A 21156-nucleotide genomic window follows, 5' to 3' on the forward strand; every position below is an offset into this window, starting at 1 on the left:
TCGGCTTTCCTTGCGGTTATGGACATGAGAAACGTGGAAGCTGGAACGGATTGCGAATGCTGTTCGGCGCAAATTCCAGCGTGACCGCGTAGCCATCAACGTTGAACGTCGCCTGACGGCTTAAACTGCTGCTGCCCGGCGCAGTACGTGCTTTATCAAAGAAACGGTTAAGCGCCCAGGCACCGCCGGTTACCAGCGTCGAGGTGGTGCCATCGGCAAGGCCGAGCTGCATCCGCACCTGGTTGGTCCCCCCAGGGCCAGGCCAGCTCATCATCTGCACCGCCTGCGGGCCATGGCTGTAGCGCAGCTGCTGGCCGTCGACATCCAGGGTCAGGTTAAGAATGCGGTTATCCATCCTGATGGTGCGTACGGTCACTTTGAATGACGGCGTGGTCGCACCGTTGGCAAAAAACGCGTCGCGAATCGACTGGGCCTGCTGGAACGGACGCAGCAACCCTTCGCTTCCCGGCAACGTTTTCCCGTCAATACCCGGCATAAAGCGCCAGTTGGCCTGAGTGGTATCCACTTTGTTGGTCAGATTGTCCCGGAAGAAGGTGTCCATCATCCCGGTACCCGGCGCGAACATCCGGGCCAGGTCATCCGGCGTCACTTCACTGCTGGCGTTGCGCACCAGCGGATAGCGACCGGCAATCGCCTGACGGCAAAAGCCGCCGACTTCAACATTAATACGCTTGCGGACGTTGTCGAGATCGCGGCGCTGCGTATCGCTGCTGGCACCGACCGCCATCTTACTGAACATCGTTTGTAACCCGCCCGGCAGACGCCCGGCGCTGGCCTGTAAGCGACCGATCGCCTCGCCGCCCGGCGGTTGCATTCCGCTATTAGCCGCATCCTGCACCGCGGTCAGGTAGCGATACAGCTCATCCACCTGCTTGAGAAAGTCATCAAACACGATAGTTTTGCTGCCTTTTTCCAGCGGCTGAGCCAGTTCGATCAGGGGCGCATAATGTTCGGTAACCAGCTGCTCCGGCGTCTGGGCCATAGCGGCGCCTTGCGCTGAACGGTTGTCATCGTTGCGGAACAGCGCTTCAAGGGTACGGGTTGCCCGGTTCCCCGTCTCTTCTTTTGCCCCCTGCCCGGCATCCGGCTCCGCTCGCGACAGCGTCAATACCTGACTCAGGTTGATCACCAGACGGCGTAACGGCGAATTGCTGGCTGAAAGCAGACGAGCAGTATTAATCCGCGACGACAGATCGGCGCTGTTATTAAGCTGAATATCGGCAAGGAAGCTATCCCAGTTGGCAATAAAATCGCGGATATACAGCTGGCGGACCGCATTGTCGGTCTGTGGCTTATCTTCCTGTGCCGTCGTGGCGCCCAGTACCCATGCATCATCATCGTGCAGGGCGCTGGTGACGTTATCGATTTGCTGATTGAATACCTTCCAGTAGCCATCCGGGGTATACAGCCCCGGCACGCCGTCGCTGACAGATTTCCCGCTTTTACGCGAGAACACCAGTTCGCTTTGCGGGCCGCCGAGAGTGGCCAGAGAGATCGGTTTAAGATTGTCGTCATGTTCCAGCAGCCGCTTGAGCCGCCCGTAAACGCGGGTCGATAAAGGCTGCTGGTTAATGAGCGCGCGCTCCCTGGCGACCAGAGCATCGTCTTTTGCGTACGGCGAAGACTGTATCTGCGGCTCCAGCAACTGAGCCAGGTGCCCTTCAAGCTGGCGTAGCTGCGCCTGGGTGATGTTCTGCGGTAAATTGCGCTGCAGGTTCAGCATGATCCAGGAAAGCAGGAACTTCCCGTCATACTGTTTGGGTTGATACAGCATCTGATAGGCTTTCAACGCCTCATAGCTGTATTCCACATCGCTGCCGTTGTCATTACGCAGCCAGGTGGTTATGCGCATTGCGACTTGAGGCAGCAGCATTTGTTGCAAGGCTTTCTGATAAAGCGTCTGCGCAGCGTCGCTAACGTCATAGCCGCGATACAGCCCCATACGACGGGTGAGCGGCGGATCGTTAACATCAAACCCGGCGCTTTGCGGAAGCGCAATCAGCCCGTTGAGCAGAGGTAGCATCGCAAACAGGTCGTTCTGGCCAGGATACTGCAGCTGTTTACTTTGCTGCTCCAGCGGAGGGACCTTAGCCTGCACCTCCTGCAGATAGGCTTTGTTTTTGCCATAGCTGGTTAACCACAGGCCGCAAAGAATCACCAGCAGTGCGGCCAATACCGCATACCCGGACCAGATTAACGCCCGGTTGCGCAGGGCCCACCAGCGGTTTTGCCCGGCAATGCCCGCCTCCTGGAAGATCACGTTCTGCAGCAGATTCTTGATAAAGTAGCTCTGCCCTTTCCCGCCGGGGATCGGTGCCTCTTTGCTGACCGAATCCCAGCTGTCGTTCTCATTCACCTCGGGTAGTGAGAGCGAGCGATTAAGTTCGCCCATCACCCGGTCGAACGGCAGCCCCTCCTGCGTCCCGCTGGCGAAATAGATGCCGCGCGGGGAGAATTCCGTTTCGAAATTGGACCGCGCAAAAACGGTACTCAGATAGTCAGCCAGCAACGGACGCAAGGCGGCAAACTCCTGCGGGAACAGCCACGCTTCGGCACGGGTTTTTGCATCATGCTCTTTCAGCATGGTTTCCGGCAGGCCGGCCTCCAGCCGCTGTTGCAACAAAGAAAACTCCTGCGCAAAGCTGCCCATCAGATCGAAGTCGGCCAGTTTTGCCTGCTCCCAGGGAAAGGTGAACCCCCAAATCTGATCGCGTTGCGCTTTATCGTAGCCGGCAAACCAGGCGCGGAAGCCTTTTAAGAGATCCGCCTTGGTCACCAGCACATATACCGGGAAGCGGATCCCAAGCTGCTCATGCAGCTCCGACAGGCGCAGGCGCAGGTTGACCGCCTGCTGCCGCGATGCTTCTGTTGACTGGCTCAGCAGGTCGGAAATACTGATCGTCACCACCACACCATTGATTGGCTGGCGACGGCGATATTTGCGCAGCAGCCCGATAAATTTCAGCCATTCAGCGGCATCCTGAGCCTGCTCGCTCTCCTGGGTGGTGTAACGCCCGGCGGTATCCAGCAAAACGGCTTCGTTCGTAAACCACCAGTCGCAGTGACGAGTGCCGCCAATTCCGCGCAGCGCCGTTTTACCAAAGCGGTCGGCCAGCGGGAACTGCAGCCCTGAATTGGCCAGTGCGGTCGTTTTCCCGGAGCCGGAGGCGCCGATAATCACATACCACGGAAGCTGATAAAGATATTGGGTGCTGAAACGCTGGGTCCATTGCGCATGGCTACTGCCGGCTTTGCTGAAATGGGCTTTTTTCAGCATCTGCGCGGCTTCGTCAAACCGTTCAGCGAGGATCTGATCCTCACTGTTCAGACGCTGCTGTGGCTCCCCAGATGCCGGCTGTTTGCCCTCTTCCTGCAAATTGTCCATCAGTTTGCGATTGAGCCAGGCATTGTACAGGCGTGGAACAATATGGCTTTGCGCCCAGAGGAGGTAGACCACCGCAATGGTAATCGCGCGGTTTTGTTCAGATTCCAGCGGCCGGGTATCGACGATGGACAGCAGCGGTCCAATCATCCAGATTACCGCCGCAACAGCCGTGGCGCCGAGGAAGCCCCACAGCAGTCGGTTGGTCAGTATGGAAAGGAGAAGTGTCAGCATCCTTAATTTCCTTGGGGCAATCCGTTCAGCTCAGCCTGGGTGTTATCTGGCGACACCAGCAGAGTAATTTCCACGCGGCGGTTACGGGCGCGGTTCTCAGGGGTCGTGTTGGGGACAATCGGGTTCATTTCACCGCGCCCCTCGGCTTTCACCCGCTCAGGTTGCGATAGGTGTTTTTGCAGCTGTTTCTGTACCGAGCGGGCACGCTCCAGCGAGAGCTCATAGTTGGAGGCAAAACGCGCACTGCGAATCGGCACGTTGTCGCTGTATCCCACCACCAGTATTCGCCCGCTGACGTTATCCATTGCCTGCGCGACGCGATCAATAACCCTATCATAGCGATCGCGTACGACCGTCGAGGCGGAAGCGAACAGTCCATCGCCCTTCAGGATAACCACGCTGCGATCGGCTTCATCGCGTACCGCCACCAGCCCTGCATCGATTTCAGGGCGCAAGAAGCCGCGCAGGTTCAGCACCGCCGGTAGTTTTTCCGCCGGCTGCTGGATAGAGGCTTCCGGGAGCGGGGTTTGATAAATTTTCGCCAGTACCGGGTTGGTCCCGTCACCCAATCGCCAGTTAAGAATGATGTAAAAAAGGCAGGCGACAAATCCGGCCAGGGCGACGCAGGCCCAAAGCGGCACGACAGGTCGCCACAATTTGCGTAGTACCGGCCGGTCTTCACCGTGCACGGAAAGCGGCGGCGCATAGTTACCGCGCACGCCGCAGATCATCTGCCACAGCCGCTGCTTAATGGTTTCCAGCTGCGTGCGGCCGTTATCCATTACCCGGTAACGCCCCTCAAAGCCGAGCAGCAGGCAGTAGTTGATGAGCTCCAGCAGATTGATGTGTTCGCGGGGGTTCTGCGACAGCCGCGCCAGCAGCTGGAAAAATTTTTCCCCGCCCCAGGTTTCATTATGGAAGGTCACCAGCAGGCCGCCGCCGGACCACACCCCGCGGCTTCCCCACGGAGTGAGGGCCGCCGCTTCATCCAGGGCGGTACACAGGCAGTAGCGAGCACCAACGATCACTTCATAGGGCAATCCGGCCTGCTGACATCGCACTTCAAAACGACGGATTTCGTCAATCAGCCGCTGACGCAGCCCGGCCTGATCGTCATGGGATACGGAGTGGCGGATTTGTGGTATCGCATTTAGCAAAGGGTTGGCGGCCGCAACCAGGGGATTATTGCCACTTGTTCCGCTACCGGAGGGGTTGCTACCGGGGGCCTGTTGTTCCTGCATAATGAGCGCTCGCTTTATTATTCTGTCGGACTACGGATAGCCCAAAACTCCATATCAAGGCCCGGGAATTCACCCGCAAGGTGAAGAGCGAAAGCGCCTGATTTTTCCATTTCACTCCAGAGCTCCCCCCCCTTCTCCAGCTCGAAGTAGTTATAACCTGCGTGCCAGGGAATTTGCGGCGGCGCGGCGGGCATCGCGCGTAGCATCAGCCCAGGCAGCTGGAGTTGTACCAGATCGCGAATTTTAGTCACCGGTGCGACTTTCATCTGCGCAGGGAAGTGCGTTTGCAGCATTTCTCCCGGTACGCTGGCTTTTACCGCCAGGACGAAGCCGAACTCACGCACCATGCTGGTATCCGGAACGGTGGCGATATTCAGGCCATGTGAACGTTCGGTCAGCGGTAGCTGAATCGCATTTTCTTCCATCACCATCGATAGCCCCTGACGCAACAGCAGCACCAGCTTGCCGAAACAACTCGCCAGATCGTCGTGGTCATACACCGGTAATGTCCCTTCCAGCGTTCTCTGGGCGGTCCAGGTCGCCAGTTCGCTCGCAAAGGGTAGCCAGCTATTCCACAGTGCTTCGGGGTGAATCAGCGGCAGGTTTTTAAGATGTGCGAGGTGTCCCAGATGACGGTTCACCAGCGACAGCAAGGTAAATTCAATTAACTCCGAGGTATTAAACCGCCCGGGCTGGCGCAGACGACCGGCGATTTGCTGGCTGCGTTGGGCCAGCAGACCGTGCAGATCGTTAACCATGCCGTAGAGTAGCGGATGATTCGTGCCGTTTAGCATGGGCGCGATATAGCCATTGTCCAGACGAACATGATTGTCATTGCGTTTTTCAACAATAAAGGCGACGCCAATCGCGGTCCATTCAGCCGTTAAATCCTTCTCCAGCATCAGTTGCAGACGCTGACGGCCAAATTGTACGGTAGCGTCACCGACGGAGAGCGCATTATCGTCCGCCACCTCCTGCTCGAAGGCGAGAAAACGCGCCAGCGAATCCTTTTCTTCGCTGAAGATAACCTCTTCACGTCCGCTGCGGCGCACCGGTAGCGCCAGAACCACTTTTTCACCGGCAGTATTATCCGCGACCGTCAATGGCTTCGGTCCCTGGCGACTGTCGCGGAACTGGAAGAACGTTCCGTCAGGTAACAGACCGCTGGCAGAGCTCAGCGCGACGCATCCCTGGCGTAACATGGCTTCATCCAGCTCAAAATCGAGAAAGCCCCAAAGATAAGCCCGCTGCAGGCCGCCCCACTCGCGAATGTGGTTTTGCAGGTAGCTCTCCGCCCGCTGGAAGTGATGCGGACGTAAAAACATACCTTCTGTCCAGACCACTTTTTCTGCTTTATTCATGCTAATTTCCTGTAAGAACTCGCGTTATTGCTTGACGACGCGGATCCCATTTACGTCAAGATAAAGACTTGCCTGCAGTTCATTCGTCGACAGTTTCCAGAACTGCCAGAAAGGTGTTTCACCCGGATCGGGAAGGGGGAGGGATATGCGCCACTTTTTACCATCTAAAGACTGGTATTCCGCCATAACCCCGATATAACGCACCTCTGACGAATTTTGCCCGCTCAGGGTCCTGGATAGCTGCCCCGGCATCAGGAAAAACTCATCACTATTAAGCAGGTTGGCAGCCAGTACCGTCTGCGCGTTATTCTGTAAGGAGTAGAAATCTGAGGACATGAATTCAGCATCAGATTTCAGCAATAACACTCTGACCTTCAACGGCGCAGAACTGTTAATTTGCGGGTGGGCCTGAAATCGAAGATTGTATCGGGCGGGGTCGCTGTGTGAAGACGAGCCACAACCACTAATCAATGCAAAAATAAACCAATAAAACGCCAGAAAGCCCCGGCGAAAATAAGAGTTATTGTTCATACGGTGTCGCTCGTAAAGGCGGGATTAATCCAGAATCCAGGTACCATTATTGCCGTTTTTACAGGCTTTGGTATTACCATCAACGTTCACGCAGGTCGCTTTCTTGCGCGCTTTTGGGCGCTTTGACTGCTCGTTTATGGTTTTATCATAGAGCTCACTTTTCACGACGGCATTGGCCGGAGCATAGCCGATAAGATCGGTCTGACCATCATTAGCCAATGCAATCCATGAGCCTTCCGCCTGACCGAGGGCAATATAGTTTGCGCCTGGAACTAACTGAACAATCACTTTCCCGCCATATCCTGGACGACTCATAACCGCGGCGGAATATAGCGCACGATATGCAGCGTTAATCGGCGTGAATTCAGTCGGCGGCACAACGATATGTCGGTGGGTTAGCGTCACGCCATTAATCTGGCTCGTTTCAATTGTATCATCGGTAATTTGTGGCTTCGGCGGAGCTTCACACCCAGCCAGGCCGACCGCAATTATGGCGGCTACAAACATTCGCATTTTCATCTGCTTTTCCATCGCAACTCTATTATTATATAAAGATATTTTTAGCGGCCAACAGGTCGTTTTAATATCCTTATCCACCGAAGGCAAAAGGTCATTTTTGCTGGCAACAGACATGGCTACCGCACGAGTCTTTGCGTACAAAGCCCCTGTCAACCATTACATTTCATTAACTATCGCCACACAATTTTACAGAACGAGACGGTCAATTCAACTCAACAAATAGATCGAGAACACAATTCCATTACAGCGCAACAACATTTAGGATTTATCTCATTAATGGATTCCCCGGCGCGCGAAGCCGCTGCCTCAACCCGATTTAAACAAACGACTGGCGCCATCATAATCAATTTTCAACCAATTGATTATTAACACTTAATTGGCCATTAATTAATTTAAAATTAATCAACACCCCAGTCAGAAATATCCATTTACATAAAATGAGAATAATCCCAAAAAATCATCCCCTGACATCACACCCCCATATTTGGTAGGGTAAGCCAATTAAAACACAGCTTGAAAATACATGTTTTAACGTCCACAACATGCCTGGTTTTTATACATCCACAACAATGAGGGGTGACATAAATAAAACATGCCTGGTTACCTGAGCTATTAACAGATTCAGGTTCTCCTTCGCAAAAGAGGGGTATTAAAACATCAGAACGAAGTTATTGAGCGAGAACTGACTGGTAGCGGCGGTGGGAAGGCTTCAATATCATTCTCATTAAGCAATCATAAGTTATGAACCTGGCAGGCTCGGTATGGCGTTCATCATCAGCGCCTCTTACTCATCCTCTAAGGCGCCTCACGCCGACGATGCGATAGAAGTCGAAGCATTCATGCTGAATTATCGGCGTGAGTCATCCAGATCATTGACGGTACCCGCAATGTAAACCACTTCTCTCCTGTAAACGTTACAAATCCCTGGCGACCTTCCTCTGAGTGCATTTCTGAGGATGGTTCAGAGCATTAGAGAAATGCCAGACCCATGCGATATATGCCGATCGTAGCGATCGCGTTTATCCAGGCCCAATTCTGGCTGCACGGATGCCCCCCGCTGCCGCAGATTGCCTGTATGCCAGAACAGCTTATGCAGCAAACCTGATGCAACATGCAGGACGCGGTGTTTCATCTCCTCTTCCCTGTTCTGCACCGGTGCAGCTCTGCTAATTTTCTTTAAATATCAGGCAGATTTTTATCTGTTAAATACCCGGTTGCGGAAAATCTCCGCACTCTCCCGCCGATCAAACGATAATGATTATCATTAATTTGTTGCAAATGATAACCATTGCCAATAAATTATTTGCGCGTCTTTTTTTTCTTAACAATGGCAAGTGGTTAATATTATGATAAAAAATACATTTAAATACTCGCTTTTGGGATCGCTCATCGCGGGGTGTCTGGCAATTCCTGCGGTACAGGCAGATGAAGCCAATACAGCGACGGACCAGAAAGCAGCACAACCAAACGGCAGTCACCCTGATGAAAAACAGGTTCTCCGCGACAAAAGCCAAAATAATGACGAAACCATGGTCGTAACGGCCAAAGAGCAAACGCTGCAGGCGCCGGGGGTCTCCATCATTGATAGCGAGGCCATCAAAAAACACCCCATTCAGCGCGACGTCGCTGAAATTATCCGCACCATGCCGGGCGTTAACCTCACGGGTAACTCAAATAGCGGGCAGCGCGGAAATAACCGCCAGATTGATATCCGCGGCATGGGCCCCGAAAATACTCTGATCCTGGTTGACGGCATGCCGGTCTCCAGCCGCAACTCGGTGCGCTACGGCTGGAGCGATGAACGCGATACCCGCGGCGATACCAACTGGGTGCCGCCGGAAATGATCGAGCGCATCGAGGTCATTCGCGGCCCGGCTGCAGCAATGTACGGCAGCGGCGCAATGGGCGGAGTGGTGAATATCATCACTAAGCCCGCCACGGACGAATGGCACGGCAGCTTCAACACCTATTACAACGTTCCGCAGCATAAATCTGAAGGCAGCACCAAACGCTACAACGGCAGCTTAAGCGGCGCGCTGGCCGATAACCTGACCCTGCGCCTCTACGGTAACTGGAATAAAACCCAGGCCGATGCCCAGGATATCAACGAAAGCCATACGACTCCGCGTACCGGGACTTACGCCGGTACCTATCCTTCCGGCCGTGAAGGCTTTATCAATAAGGACATCAATTCGGTTCTGCGCTGGGAATTTATGCCAATGCAGGCGCTGGAGCTGGGGGCGGGCTACAGTCGCCAGGGCAACCTCTACGCCGGTGACACGCAAAACACCAACAGCAATGCGCTGGTGAAAAAATATTACGGCAAAGAAACCAACGTTCTCTACCGCCAGACCCTTAACCTGAAATATACCGGCGCCTGGGACAGCGGCGTCACCACCAATAACTACGTGCAGTTTGAAAAAACGCGTAATACCCGACTCAACGAGGGCCTTTCCGGCGGTATCGCGGGGATTTTCAGCCCTGCCAATGAAGGGTTTTCGACCATTACGCTGTATGACACCAACCTGCACTCGGATGTGAATATCCCGCTTGATCTGTGGGTCAACCAGACTCTGACCCTCGGCGCGGAGTTTAACCACCAGGCGATGAAAGATCCCGCATCGAATACCGAATCCACCAGCGGCGGCGGCTCGGTTCCCGGGATTGCCGACACCGATCGGAGCAAATACAGCTCAGCCGATATTTATGGCATCTTCGCCGAAGATAACATCGAGCTGACCGACACGACCCGCCTGACCCCAGGCATCCGCTTCAACCACCAGAACATCAGCGGCAGTAACTGGAGCCCGGCGCTGAACCTCTCCCAGGAGCTGGGCAGCGACTTCACGCTGAAGCTCGGCATCGCCCGGGCGTGGAAAGCGCCAAACCTGTATCAGACCAACCCTAACTACCTGCTCTACAGTAAAGGCCAGGGCTGCTACGGCGGCGGCGCCTGCTACCTGCAGGGTAACAACGACCTGAAAGCGGAAACCAGCGTCAATAAAGAGATCGGCATTGAATACAACCATGACGACGTGCAGGCCGGGTTGACCTGGTACCGTAACGACTATCATGACAAGGTTGAAGCCGGCTACACGCCAACAACCAACAACGGCACCGCCAATATCTATCAATGGGAAAATGTGCCCAAAGCGGTCGTACAGGGGCTGGAAGGAACCTTCAACTTCCCGATCACCGACACGCTGAAGATGAACAACAACTTCACCTATATTATCGAGAACAAAAACAAGCAGAACGGCGATTACCTGTCGGTGATTCCCAAATACACCATCAACTCGACGCTGGAGTGGCAGGCCACCAACGATCTGTCAGTGCAGGGGATGTTGACATGGTACGGTCGGCAGAAACCGAAAAAATATAATTATCAGGGAGTTCCAACGTCAGGCAGCGAAACCCGTCAGGTATCGCCTTATGCGCTGGTGGGGATGAGCGCAACCTATGCCGTGACGAAGAACCTCGACGTGACGGCGGGGATCGATAACCTGTTCGACAAGCGCCACTTCCGCGAAGGTAACGCCCAGAGTACCGGCAACGCCACCACGGGCGCCTGGCTGTGGGGCGCCGGGGCAAATACCTATAACGAACCCGGGCGTACCTACTACATGCAGGTGGGACTGCACTTCTGATAACAGCATAGCGTGACAGATAAGGCGGCGGACGGGTCTCCCCTGCCGCCGCTCTTCTGCCATCACGACAGGCTAATCCTCACTCAGCCCGCTTCCGGGAATACACCATTCTGTTGCGTGACCTGTCAGGGTCCGCGGAACCCCTTACGACGACAGCAGGGCCAGGCCGTCGATGAGGGCGCCCCGCCACCATGCATAATCATGACCGCCGGTATAAATGGCGCAGCGGCTATCGACGCCCGCGGCAAGCAGCCGCTGGTGCAGTTGCTGCACGTGCGGAACCGTCGAGCCCTCTAAGGATCCGACGCATAGCCTAACGCGCACCGTCTGCGGAGGCGCGGAGAGCAGATGTTCGCTCACCCAGGAGATATCGCTGGAGGAAAACAGAAAAGGACGACCGCTGCCGTCCGGCGTCCACCACATCGATGGAGAGTGACACAGTACCAGGCCGAAGGTATCCGCCGCATGACGGGCCGCCATCAACGCGGTCACGCCGCCCAGGCTCTGCCCCGCCAGAACGGTCTGCGAACGGCCCGCCCAACAGCGATGCGCCTGTTCCGCCATAACCTCAGGCAGCAGGCGGCAGGCAATGTCGAGCACCAGCTCGCGGCGTCCACCGAGGATTTCGGTACGATCGCGCTCATCCACGTTATCCACGCCGAGTACCGCCACGGGAGGAATGCGGCCATTGTTAATCGCGGCGTCAATCGCCGGCGCCACGCCGACGTGATCGAACCAGGTTTCGCCATCCGGCAGTACCAGCATGCCAAGAGGCTGGGCTGCGGGAACATCCGGTAGATATAGGCGTACGCGGCGCTTCCGTCCGGCGATAGCGCGCTGGGAAACGCTCAGGCTGCCGGAAAAACAATGCGGCCCCCGCGCCCATTCATCTTGCGCCGGCGCCTGGTCAAGGGCCAGTACGGACTCCCGCTCGACGCCTCGCACGTTAATCCCCGGCGTCTTATTCAGCGGGTCGGCCTGCCCGGAGAGCGGCGAGAAGCGCCCTCCCAGCTGGGAAAGCGCGTCGGCCGGGGTCCCCTGCGGAATTTCAACGATCGTATATGATCCGCAGTAGGTCGCCGGCAGGCGCAGGGTTAAGATCCAGATATCGCTGGACGGCAGGCGGCGCATGAGGCCTTTATCAACGTCGGACTTATCCGTCACGCGGTTCAGGCGCACGTAAACCCCCTGTAACGGCCTCTCCGCGCGCCACAGAAAAGTCACCTCGCGGGCATTGCGATCGCCGGCCACCTCCGTGACCAGCGGCATATTCATCGCGTCAACGTCGCGCCAGAACTCAGAGACGTCCAGTGGGGAGCCCTCGGCCAGTTGCCTGAGAAGAGCGGCGGCGGTACCAACATCCGCTGGCGCGACGGGCGGGGTGTGTCTCATTTTCAGCATTCCCTATCATTCAAAAGGTGTGTTGTTCTGTGCACCAGGGTGGCCGTTCAGAGAACGGTCACCCTGGTTTATTGATGCCTAAGGTGGCGGAATTATCGCTCCGTGCGGAACGCTTATCCCACCATTTCCCCCGCGGTTTCGCACGCCGGGCCGCCCATGCCGTCGCGACCAACGCTATCATGCCACAGGCGTGCGTAGAGACCATCCGCCGCGATCAGTTCATCGTGCGTGCCGTATTCAGCAATGCGCCCCTTATCGAGGACGGCAATCCGGTCGCAGCGGCGCGCGGTGGTGAGGCGATGTGCCACCACCAGCGCCGTTCGCCCTTCGGTGCGGGCGCCTTCGGACAACGAGGTCATTAACGTCTCTTCGCTAGCCCGGTCCAGCCGGGACGTGGCTTCATCAAGCAGCAGAACGTGCGCATTGACCAGCTGAGCGCGGGCTAACGCGATGAGCTGGCGCTGACCCGCCGACAGATCGGCGCCGCCGTTATTGACCGGCGTCCGGAATCCCTGCGGCAGCGAACGAACGATGTCAAACAGACCGGCCCGCCGCGCGGCGTTTTCCACCTCGCCATCGCTGCTCGTCGGCCGCGCATAGCGGATATTCTCCGCGATATCGCCGCTAAACAACGCCACATCCTGATCGACCAGCCCCACCTGGGCGCGGTAATCAGCCAGCGACATCTCATCGACGCCGCGTTCGCCGACGCGGATCCGGCCACCGGTGGGCGCATAGAGCCCGGCAATCAGCTTGATCAGGGTGGACTTGCCCGCGCCACTGCGCCCCACCACCGCCACCACCGTGCCTTCCGGGATCGCAAGGGTGAGTTTATCCAGCGCGGGACGCTCACCGCCGGGATAGCGGAACGTCACCGACTCCAGATGAAGCGCGCCGCTGATCGACGGCGTCGCTGACGGCTCGACCGACTCCGCGCCCTCGGTCGCCAGCAGCTCATCAATATGTTTACCGCTGGCCGTCGCCTGCTGCCAGGAGTCCACAATACCCGACAGCTGCTGTACCGGACCATAGAACTGCCCCAGCAGCAGGAAGAACGCCGCCAGCACGCCGGCGGTCATCTCGCCGTCGGCGACGCGGGTAGCGCCCACCAGCAGGACGGCAGCGTAGGACGCCTCGGTACAAAAGGTCAGGAAGGGGAAGTAGACGGCAAGGTACTTTTGTGCCCGCACACGGGTGGCGCGGAAGCGATCCGACAGCGCTTGCAGCCTGGCCGACTCCTGCGCCTGCTGACCGTGAGACTGCACGACCCGCAGTCCGGATACCTTCTCCTGCAACGTACTGTTGACTTTACCGATCTCAAGACGCGCCTGGGCATAGGCTGGGGAGCTCAGGCGACGGTAGATCCACGTTGCCAGAATAACGACCGGAACCGCGCCTAATGCCGTCAAGGCCAGGATCGGATCGAGCCAGAACATCGCCGCCGCAATGGCGACAATCGTCACCAGGCTGGTTGCCGCGCCGGCGAGTCCGTTTTGCAGGAACCGGGCAAGCGCGTCGACGTCAACCGTCATACGGGTAAGACGGGAATCGACATTCTTCTCATGATAAGGCAGGGCAAGCCGCAGCAGATGTCCGAAGCTGCGTAAGCGCACCGTATGCTGCACCGATTCCGCCGCGCGCGCCGCAAACACCGTCTGCAGGGCATAGCAACACCAGCTGACGGTCACCAGACACAGCGCGAGCAAAGCGCAAATACCGATCGTGGACAGATCTCCGGCGGCGACGCCGGCATCAATGCCGCGCTGCAAGAGCACCAGCACGCCGACGCCCGCCGCTGAATCAATGGCGATCAGCAATGCGGCAATAGCAAACATCCATGCGACAGGCGACAATAGCGACGCGACCCGCTTCCCCTTACCGGCCAGCGCCCGCTGCACTGCGTTCTCCGGCACGCTGGTCATGCGCGCCACAAAGCCTTTCTCTCCGGCAGACGGCATCTCTGGTGCCTCATTGTCGTCCACCGCGGGCGCTGACGGCCACAGTTCGGCATGCGAAGCCGGGGGCGGCTCCAGAAAATCGCCTGCGCCTGACATCAGCGCGCGAAACGTCTGGCAACGAGCCGCAAGCTCCGCCTGCGTACCGATATCCACCACCCGTCCTTTGTCCAGTACCACAATCTGGCGGGCCAGCTGCAACGTTGAACGGCGACGTGCGATCACCAGCAGCATATGCCGATCGTCCGCATAGCGCCCCAGTGCGGTATTAATTTCCGCTTCGGTGCCGGCATCAACCGCCGAGGTGGTATCGTCGAGAATCAGCACGCCCGGCGCAGAGATTAACGCCCTGGCCAGCGCAATACGCTGCCTCTGCCCACCGGAGAGATTGGTGCCGCGCTCGCTGAGGCGGGTTTTAAACCCCTGCGGTAATGCGGAGATAAACGCGGTCGCCCCGGCCGCGTCGGCGGCGCGGCGGATGTCTTCGTCCGTCGCCTGCGGATGACCGTAGGCAATATTCTCCGCCACCGTCCCGGCAAACAGAAAAGCGTCCTCAAACACGACGCCAACAGCGCGGCGCAGCTCTGCCAGTTTGAGATCGCGAAGATTCTGCCGCCCCTCCGTGGTATTAAGCCACACGTTTCCGGCGGTGGTATCGTAAAAGCGCGCGAGCAGCATCAGCAGCGTTGATTTGCCCGAACCTGACGCGCCCACCACCGCCACCGTCTCGCCGGCGCGCAGGGAAAATGAGACATCCTGCAGAACACCCGCGCCGCCGCCATAGTGGAAACCAACCTGCTCCAGCTCCAGTCCGACGACCTGCCCGCTCACAGACTGCGTCCCGTCCGCCATCTGCGACCGGGTGTCGATCAGGGAGAAAACGCGTTCTACCGAAGCCTGCGTGCGCTGCGCGATGACCAGAAATGAAGCCAGCACACGGGTTGGCCCGGTTAGCATCGCCAGGAAGCTGGCGAAAGCAACAAACGTTCCCAGGTCGATGCGGCCGTTCATCACCGACCATCCGCCGAAACAGAGCAGCACGATTTGCCCCACCACCGGCAGCGCCAGCATGGTGGCGCCCGGCATCGCCTGGGAGATGGCAGCGCCGATGCGTACGCGAACCATCTGCCGCGACTGGCTATCCAGCCAGCGCGTCTCGCGCAGTTCCGCCACGCATGACTTAACCACCGAGATCTGGGTCAGAACCTCGCGCATATGTTCCGTCAGGTGGGCCAGTCTGTCAGAGGCTAGCCCCGTCTGGGCAAAAACTCGGCGACGCGCGCGTAGCGCGGTAACGGCCAGAGAGGTCAGTACGCCGACGACGATCAGCGTCATCGCCGGCGACATCCATAGCATCACCGCGATACCGGCGACGTAGTAAGTGAACACCGCGAGTGGAACAGGACACATCTGCAGCAGGGTATGCATCTGCTGCAGATCGCTGTTGGTACGCGAAATCACCTGTCCGGTGCGCAGGGCATCCTGCCCGGCGCCGTCCAGTTTCTGGATGCTGTCGAAGGCCCTTCCACGCAGGGTATGCTGAACCCAAAGAGAGAGTTCTCCGGCGTATCCGCGGCGCACGTAGTTGCCGACGAAGTCCAAAAACGCAATCAGCAGCAGGCCGCAGGCGAGCCATGGCAGTTGGGTCGGGTCGCCCGCCAGCGCATCGTTAACCGCCTGGCGGGTCAGCAGCGGCGTCAAGGCGGCAAGAACGATCGTCGCCACCGAGGCCACCACCACAATAAGGCTCAGTTTCTTACGTTCCCAACACACGCCGGCAAGACGAACTATCCAGGAGCGGGCAGGCATGGGAGAGTGTGATGCAGGCATCAAGCCTCCTTCATCGATAAATGAGATCCATTAGCACAGGCGACGAACCGCCGCCGGAAAGATCCGTTTAAACATCGCGTCAGGGCGAGCTTCTGCAGCCCCATCGCAGGAGCAGGACAGGCGCGATCGCCCTAACGCATCGCATCAAAAAGAGCAATCAGCCGCGTTGCAACATGGCGATCAGGTTTTTAACCACCTCACACGGCGTAGCTTGCGCCGCCATCTCCGCGGCGACCGCCGCGGAAGCGGCGCGAAGATCGCGGTTGCCGAGGAAATCGTTGATCATGCCGCTCGTCAGCCCACCGTCGCCGGGAATGATTCCGCACCCGCGTTCCACAACGGCGCGGGCGTTGACCGGACGATCGGCCCCCTGGCCAAACACGATCTGCGGTATCCCGGCGTGCAGGGCGGTCAGGGTGTTGCCTGCCCCTCCGTGGTGAATGAACCCGTCGGCGCCGTTGAGAAAGACCCCCATTGGGATCCAGTCGACAAGGCGCACATTTGGCGGCAGTGTGCGCAAATCAGAACGCGCATTCGCTGACAGATGCAGGATGATCTCGGCATCCACCTCGCCGGCGGAATCCATGACCCATGAAATCAGATCCAGGCCATCAACCATCGGTTTGACGGTACCCAGACTCACCAGCAGGCGTTGGCGATCTGGCGTCCGGTCCCACCACGCTTCCCAGACGGCCCCCCCGTTGTAGGGAACGTACTGCATGGAAATGATCGGCTCTCCCTCATTTTGCACAATGCTCATGCTCGGCGGCGTCACGTCGATCCACGCCATATCCCGCGGCGGCGCGTCGACGCCGTGGCGCCGGTAAGCATCGGTGAGCGACCGTGTTACCCCTTTGATGTGCCAGGGGGTGTGCCCGAATCCCACCGTTTGCATCACCACCGGAATGCCATATTTTGCGGCAATTAACGGCCCGACGACTCCCAGCGGGGGGTAGACAATCAGGTCAGGCCGCCAGTGTCCGGCGAACTCGACCAGCTGATCGGCCATCTCTTCGCTGAAGAAAGAGAAGTTGCCCATTTTAGTACCGAGGTTGCTTTCCTTTCGTAACGCTTCCCGCCGGCGATAGTCGGCTTCCGAATCAAAACCCGGCGCGGCGTCAAACACCACCAGCCCCGCTTCTGCTGCTTTCTGAGCAAATTTCCCGCCGCTGGCGATCAAGACTTCGTGACCATCGACACGAAAAGCCTGAGCAAGAGACAACACCGGGTACAGCAGCCCATATAAAGGTGGGCCCACAAACAGAATACGCATGAGAAAATCCCTCTCCGCTTGACTAACTGAAGTCTGGAAGTTGACGCAGTCGCTCTGCGGCCAGGGCGGCGATATATTTTTCATCAGGCCGCCGCCCGACCTGTGCGCCTGCGTCAGAGTGAGTTTCGCCAGAGAGAGGACGCCGGCGTCCCGGTGACCTCCCTGGCGAACCGGGCTTTCCCTGTCCCGACTACCGGTAACGCCTGAGCGTCATTGTCCACGAACCACCAGAAACGGTGCCGTGCTGCCTGGCGCCGTTCTGGCCCTGTACGCATCCGCCGGGTGCAGAGACCGATCGGCGAGTTTTGCTGTGTCGGTTATTCCTGAAGACAAAACCTGGTGCCTCATCCTGATGGCGTCAGCCTGTGCTCGCCGGCGAGAAAAGAGTTCCGTTGATCAATCGCGCCCTCTTTCCTTGCGGTCTCTGTAATAACCTTGCCAGATAAAATCCCAATAACGAATGCTAATGATAATGATTAACAATACCATTAGCATTTGCAACAATAGCCGGAGTTTAATGGAACTGAGAGGCGCATATTAGGAATAATCCCCCCTCAGCGAGAACAACATGAGGGGAATTTGCCGGCGTCGAGAAAGGGATGAGCAAGAGGCCCAGGAGACAAGCGTTATTTGCCGTTCGTCAGAATATAGGCTTAATATTAAGGCGGGTTATTTCTTCTCCTGGCCGGTGATACAGCCTCATTCGGATCCGGCGTCTGAAAAGAGATCTGTCATGATGCCTGCGAGCCCTGATAGTGAAGCCCGCTTTTAACGGCTTGATGATTAAAGCCATGAGTCATTAATATCACGTCATTTATTATAAAGTCGTTCGATTACCGCTATTATCCTGCTCGAAAATTTTGTGCTGGATGAGACGATCCCGTAACCAGTTCAGGGATTTACCGACGCTCTTCTTTTTCGACCACAATAAATCCACGCCAACCTCCCAGTCCGTATGAGGATATTCCTGCTGGCGCAGTTCAACGAGCGTGCCCTCATGGAGCTCTTTGCCAATGAACAAACGCGGCAGAGAGGCCCAGCCCAGCCCCGCGATGGCAGCCGCAATCATGGCGTTATAGCTCTCAACGCGCCATAGCATCGGGCTGCCAAGATATTCCGTGGTGGCAATGTGCTGTTCCTGGGGGCCGAAGGTAATATGCCGCCAGCGATGCAGATCCGCAAAAGAGACCGGGCCCTGCCCCGCCAGCGGGTGCGATGCGCTAACAACGTGGACCATAATGACCTTTCCCAGCTGGACAAACTGGAGGCGGTCGCTATCAACCATGCGGGCGATCACGATCCCGGCGTCCACTTCTCCTCGGCTCACCAGACCGGTCACATTCCCCTGATGGGGCTCGCGGATATGGATATCCACCTGAGGAAATGTCATAGCAAATTCATATAAAACCGGGGCTATAGTCGGGTATGGCACCTCAATCGCCAGCGTAATGCAGGCTTCAGTCTGAACATTGTAAGCCCCCACTCTTTGCTCCAGCACATTGCATTGCTCAAGGACGGTTTTGATGTATTCACGTAATACGGTCCCCTCCCCGGTCAGGGTGATCTGTCGGGGGGAACGCTCGAACAACCGGAGATTGAATTCATCCTCAAGGTTGCTCATTGCCATATTCACCGACGACTGCGAACGCTTCAGCGCCCGGGCGGCGGCAGAAAACGAACCGGACCGCGCAACCTGCTCGAATACCATAAGTTGTTCCAATGAATACTTCACTTCAGCCCCCCAGATTTCAAAAAAACTGAAAACAGCTGACTAACTTATATCACGTTTACCCACATATAGTTGGCCATCGCTTCCTTCGGGCACTCTTCAGGGGATTCACATGGCTACCGTTTTAGAAAACCAGAGCACGACCAACCCGCTGACCATAAAACGCATCGCTTCTCTTGGGCTCCAGCACGTGCTGGTGATGTACGCCGGCACGGTCACCGTTCCGTTGATTCTGGCGGCCGTGCTGCAACTGAGCAGTAGCGAAACCATTACGCTAATCAATGCCTGCCTGCTCACTTCGGGGCTGGCGACGCTGCTGCAGGCGGTGGGCATTGGCCGTTTCGGCAGTCGCTTACCGCTGATTCAGGGATGCTCTTTTATCGTACTGGCGCCGATGATTATGATTGGGCAACAATACGGCATCGCCACCATCTTCGGCTCGGTTATTGCCTGCGGCCTGTTCACTCTGCTGGTGGCCCCGGTGTTTAGCCGCCTGGTGCGTTTTTTCCCACCGATCGTCATTGGCTGCGTGATCACCCTGATTGGCATTTCACTGATGCCCGCAGCGGCAATTTGGCTGGGGGGCGGTAATCCGCATGCGCCAGACTTTGCCCAACCGCAGAATTTACTGCTCGGTTTTGCCACTCTCGCCGTCACCCTGCTGTTCTACTGCAATACCCACGGGGTAATGCGCAACTTCAGTATCCTGTTCGGGCTGCTGGCCGGGACGCTGGGCGCCTGGCTGTGCGGCTTAACTCATTTCGGTGCCGTGACCGGGGCCTCCTGGGTTGGCTTCAGCCTGCCTTTCGCCTTTGGTCTGCCGCATTTTGCTGTCGCGCCAATCCTGGTGCTGTGTCTGTCGATGCTGATTGTGATGACCGAGACCACAGGCAACATTTTACTGATTGATAAGCTGATCGGACAGCCGACCACATCACAGCGCCTGGCAGATGCGATCCGCGCCGATGGGCTCTCCACCATGGTCGGCGGCTGCCTGAACAGCTTCCCCTATAACGCTTTCTCACAAAATGCCGGCCTGCTCATGCTGACCAAAGTCACCAGCCGACGCGTACTGATCGCCGCGGGTCTCATTCTGGTATTGCTGGGGCTGTTTCCTAAGCTCGGGGCTATCGTCGCGATGATCCCGAATCCGGTGCTCGGTGGCGTGGCCGTGCTGATGTTTGGCATGACGCTGGCAGCGGGCGTGCAGGAACTCAAAAACGTCGATTTTGGCGATGAGAAAAATGTCCTGATCGTCTCGGTGTCTATTGCAAGCGGCGTGCTTCCCGTCGCATTCCCTGCGCTTTTTCAGCAGCTACCGGCGTCCGTAAAACTGTTTCTGGACAGTGGAATTTTTATCGGCGGCTTCACCGCAGTTCTTCTCAATGCGTTGCTTCATCGCCGCACACTCAAAACGGAGACATCGCTTTGATTACCCCAACCGACATACAGTTTCTCAGGTTATCCAACGAGGTGGGCCGCCGGGCTATCGCGCTGGGTAGACATCCCTTCGGCGCGGTACTGGTCGCCCCTGATGGCGACACCGTGCTGCTGACGCAGTGCAACATTGATACCGTAAACCATGCGGAATCGACGCTGGCGCGCATTGCCGCCAGCAATTATCCCGCGGAATATCTCTGGCGATGCACGCTCTATACGGCGGTCGAGCCTTGCTGTATGTGCGCCGGGACGATTTACTGGGCGAATATCGGTAAAGTGGTGTACGGCATGAGCGAGGAAAAGCTGCTGGATTGTACGGGAAGCCACCAGGAAAATCCGACGATGAGCATTCCGGCTTCTTATATCTTCAGCCATGGGCAGAAAACGATTTCGCTTGTCGGACCGGTGGCGGAGATCGAAGACGAGACCCTGGCATTACAGCGCGAATTCTGGCTGACACGGTGATAGTCCCTCGGTCCGCGCGGGGAGAGTGTGAAAACATCGTTTCGCGGCGCGGCCAATCGCCAGGGGAAGCTCCCCTGAGCGTTTACAAATAAAATAACGACCGGGTATAAAGGGCGTTATCAGGGGC

12 protein-coding genes are annotated in these 21156 nt (G+C 57.3%); 3 read left to right on the forward strand and 9 right to left on the reverse strand.

The genetic code is table 11. The features are described 5' to 3' along the window. Nucleotides 1–16: 16 nt before the first annotated feature. Genes tssM through EDF73_RS06465 form a run of 5 tightly spaced genes read right to left on the reverse strand, consistent with a single transcriptional unit; the run spans nt 17 to nt 7289 of the window. Nucleotides 17–3637, reverse strand: a complete 3621-nt coding sequence (gene tssM / locus EDF73_RS06445) for a type VI secretion system membrane subunit TssM (protein WP_132727309.1) — start codon at nt 3635–3637, stop codon at nt 17–19. A gap of 2 nt (nt 3638–3639) precedes the next feature. Further along, nucleotides 3640–4878, reverse strand: coding sequence for a DotU family type VI secretion system protein (locus EDF73_RS06450; RefSeq protein WP_165905658.1), 1239 nt, complete (start codon nt 4876–4878; stop codon nt 3640–3642). Between the two features lie 17 nt (nt 4879–4895). Continuing rightward, nucleotides 4896–6239 carry a type VI secretion system baseplate subunit TssK gene (gene tssK / locus EDF73_RS06455; RefSeq protein WP_132727315.1) on the reverse strand — a complete coding sequence of 448 codons (1344 nt, stop codon included), beginning with the start codon at nt 6237–6239 and terminating at the stop codon, nt 4896–4898. Nucleotides 6240–6263: 24 nt separating this feature from the next. Further along, nucleotides 6264–6770 (reverse strand): type VI secretion system lipoprotein TssJ, encoded by a 507-nt coding sequence (gene tssJ / locus EDF73_RS06460; RefSeq protein WP_132727317.1) that lies wholly within the window; start codon nt 6768–6770, stop codon nt 6264–6266. Nucleotides 6771–6794: 24 nt separating this feature from the next. Further along, entirely contained in the window at nt 6795–7289 is a 495-nt protein-coding gene (locus EDF73_RS06465; protein WP_132728119.1) for an SH3 domain-containing protein, read from the reverse strand. A gap of 1346 nt (nt 7290–8635) precedes the next feature. Here EDF73_RS06465 and EDF73_RS06470 point away from each other — a divergent pair. After that, nucleotides 8636–10936: a TonB-dependent siderophore receptor gene (locus EDF73_RS06470; RefSeq protein WP_132727319.1), complete on the forward strand. Its 2301-nt coding sequence runs from the start codon at nt 8636–8638 to the stop codon at nt 10934–10936. Between the two features lie 144 nt (nt 10937–11080). Here the strand turns inward: EDF73_RS06470 and EDF73_RS06475 are convergent, their stop codons facing one another. From EDF73_RS06475 to EDF73_RS06490, 4 genes are all read right to left on the reverse strand, one after another. Beyond that, nucleotides 11081–12328: an alpha/beta hydrolase-fold protein gene (locus tag EDF73_RS06475; protein ID WP_132727322.1), complete on the reverse strand. Its 1248-nt coding sequence runs from the start codon at nt 12326–12328 to the stop codon at nt 11081–11083. A gap of 122 nt (nt 12329–12450) precedes the next feature. Continuing rightward, nucleotides 12451–16122 (reverse strand): salmochelin/enterobactin export ABC transporter IroC, encoded by a 3672-nt coding sequence (gene iroC / locus EDF73_RS06480; RefSeq protein WP_132727325.1) that lies wholly within the window; start codon nt 16120–16122, stop codon nt 12451–12453. A 157-nt stretch (nt 16123–16279) separates the two neighbouring features. After that, nucleotides 16280–17395: a salmochelin biosynthesis C-glycosyltransferase IroB gene (gene iroB / locus EDF73_RS06485; protein ID WP_132727328.1), complete on the reverse strand. Its 1116-nt coding sequence runs from the start codon at nt 17393–17395 to the stop codon at nt 16280–16282. Nucleotides 17396–18212: 817 nt separating this feature from the next. Beyond that, a complete protein-coding gene (locus EDF73_RS06490) occupies nt 18213–19115 on the reverse strand; it encodes a LysR family transcriptional regulator (RefSeq protein WP_243655206.1) in 903 nt (300 codons plus the stop codon). Nucleotides 19116–19236: 121 nt separating this feature from the next. On the opposite strand from EDF73_RS06490, the gene EDF73_RS06495 reads away from it, so the two are divergent. Together EDF73_RS06495 and EDF73_RS06500 are read left to right on the forward strand one after the other, a co-directional pair. Then, nucleotides 19237–20556 (forward strand): nucleobase:cation symporter-2 family protein, encoded by a 1320-nt coding sequence (locus EDF73_RS06495; RefSeq protein WP_132727334.1) that lies wholly within the window; start codon nt 19237–19239, stop codon nt 20554–20556. Beyond that, nucleotides 20553–21029: a nucleoside deaminase gene (locus tag EDF73_RS06500; RefSeq protein WP_132727337.1), complete on the forward strand. Its 477-nt coding sequence runs from the start codon at nt 20553–20555 to the stop codon at nt 21027–21029. The genes EDF73_RS06495 and EDF73_RS06500 overlap by 4 nt, the downstream gene beginning before the upstream one ends. Nucleotides 21030–21156 lie beyond the last annotated feature (127 nt).

Source organism: Klebsiella sp. BIGb0138, from assembly GCF_004342285.1.
GTDB lineage: Bacteria > Pseudomonadota > Gammaproteobacteria > Enterobacterales > Enterobacteriaceae > Klebsiella.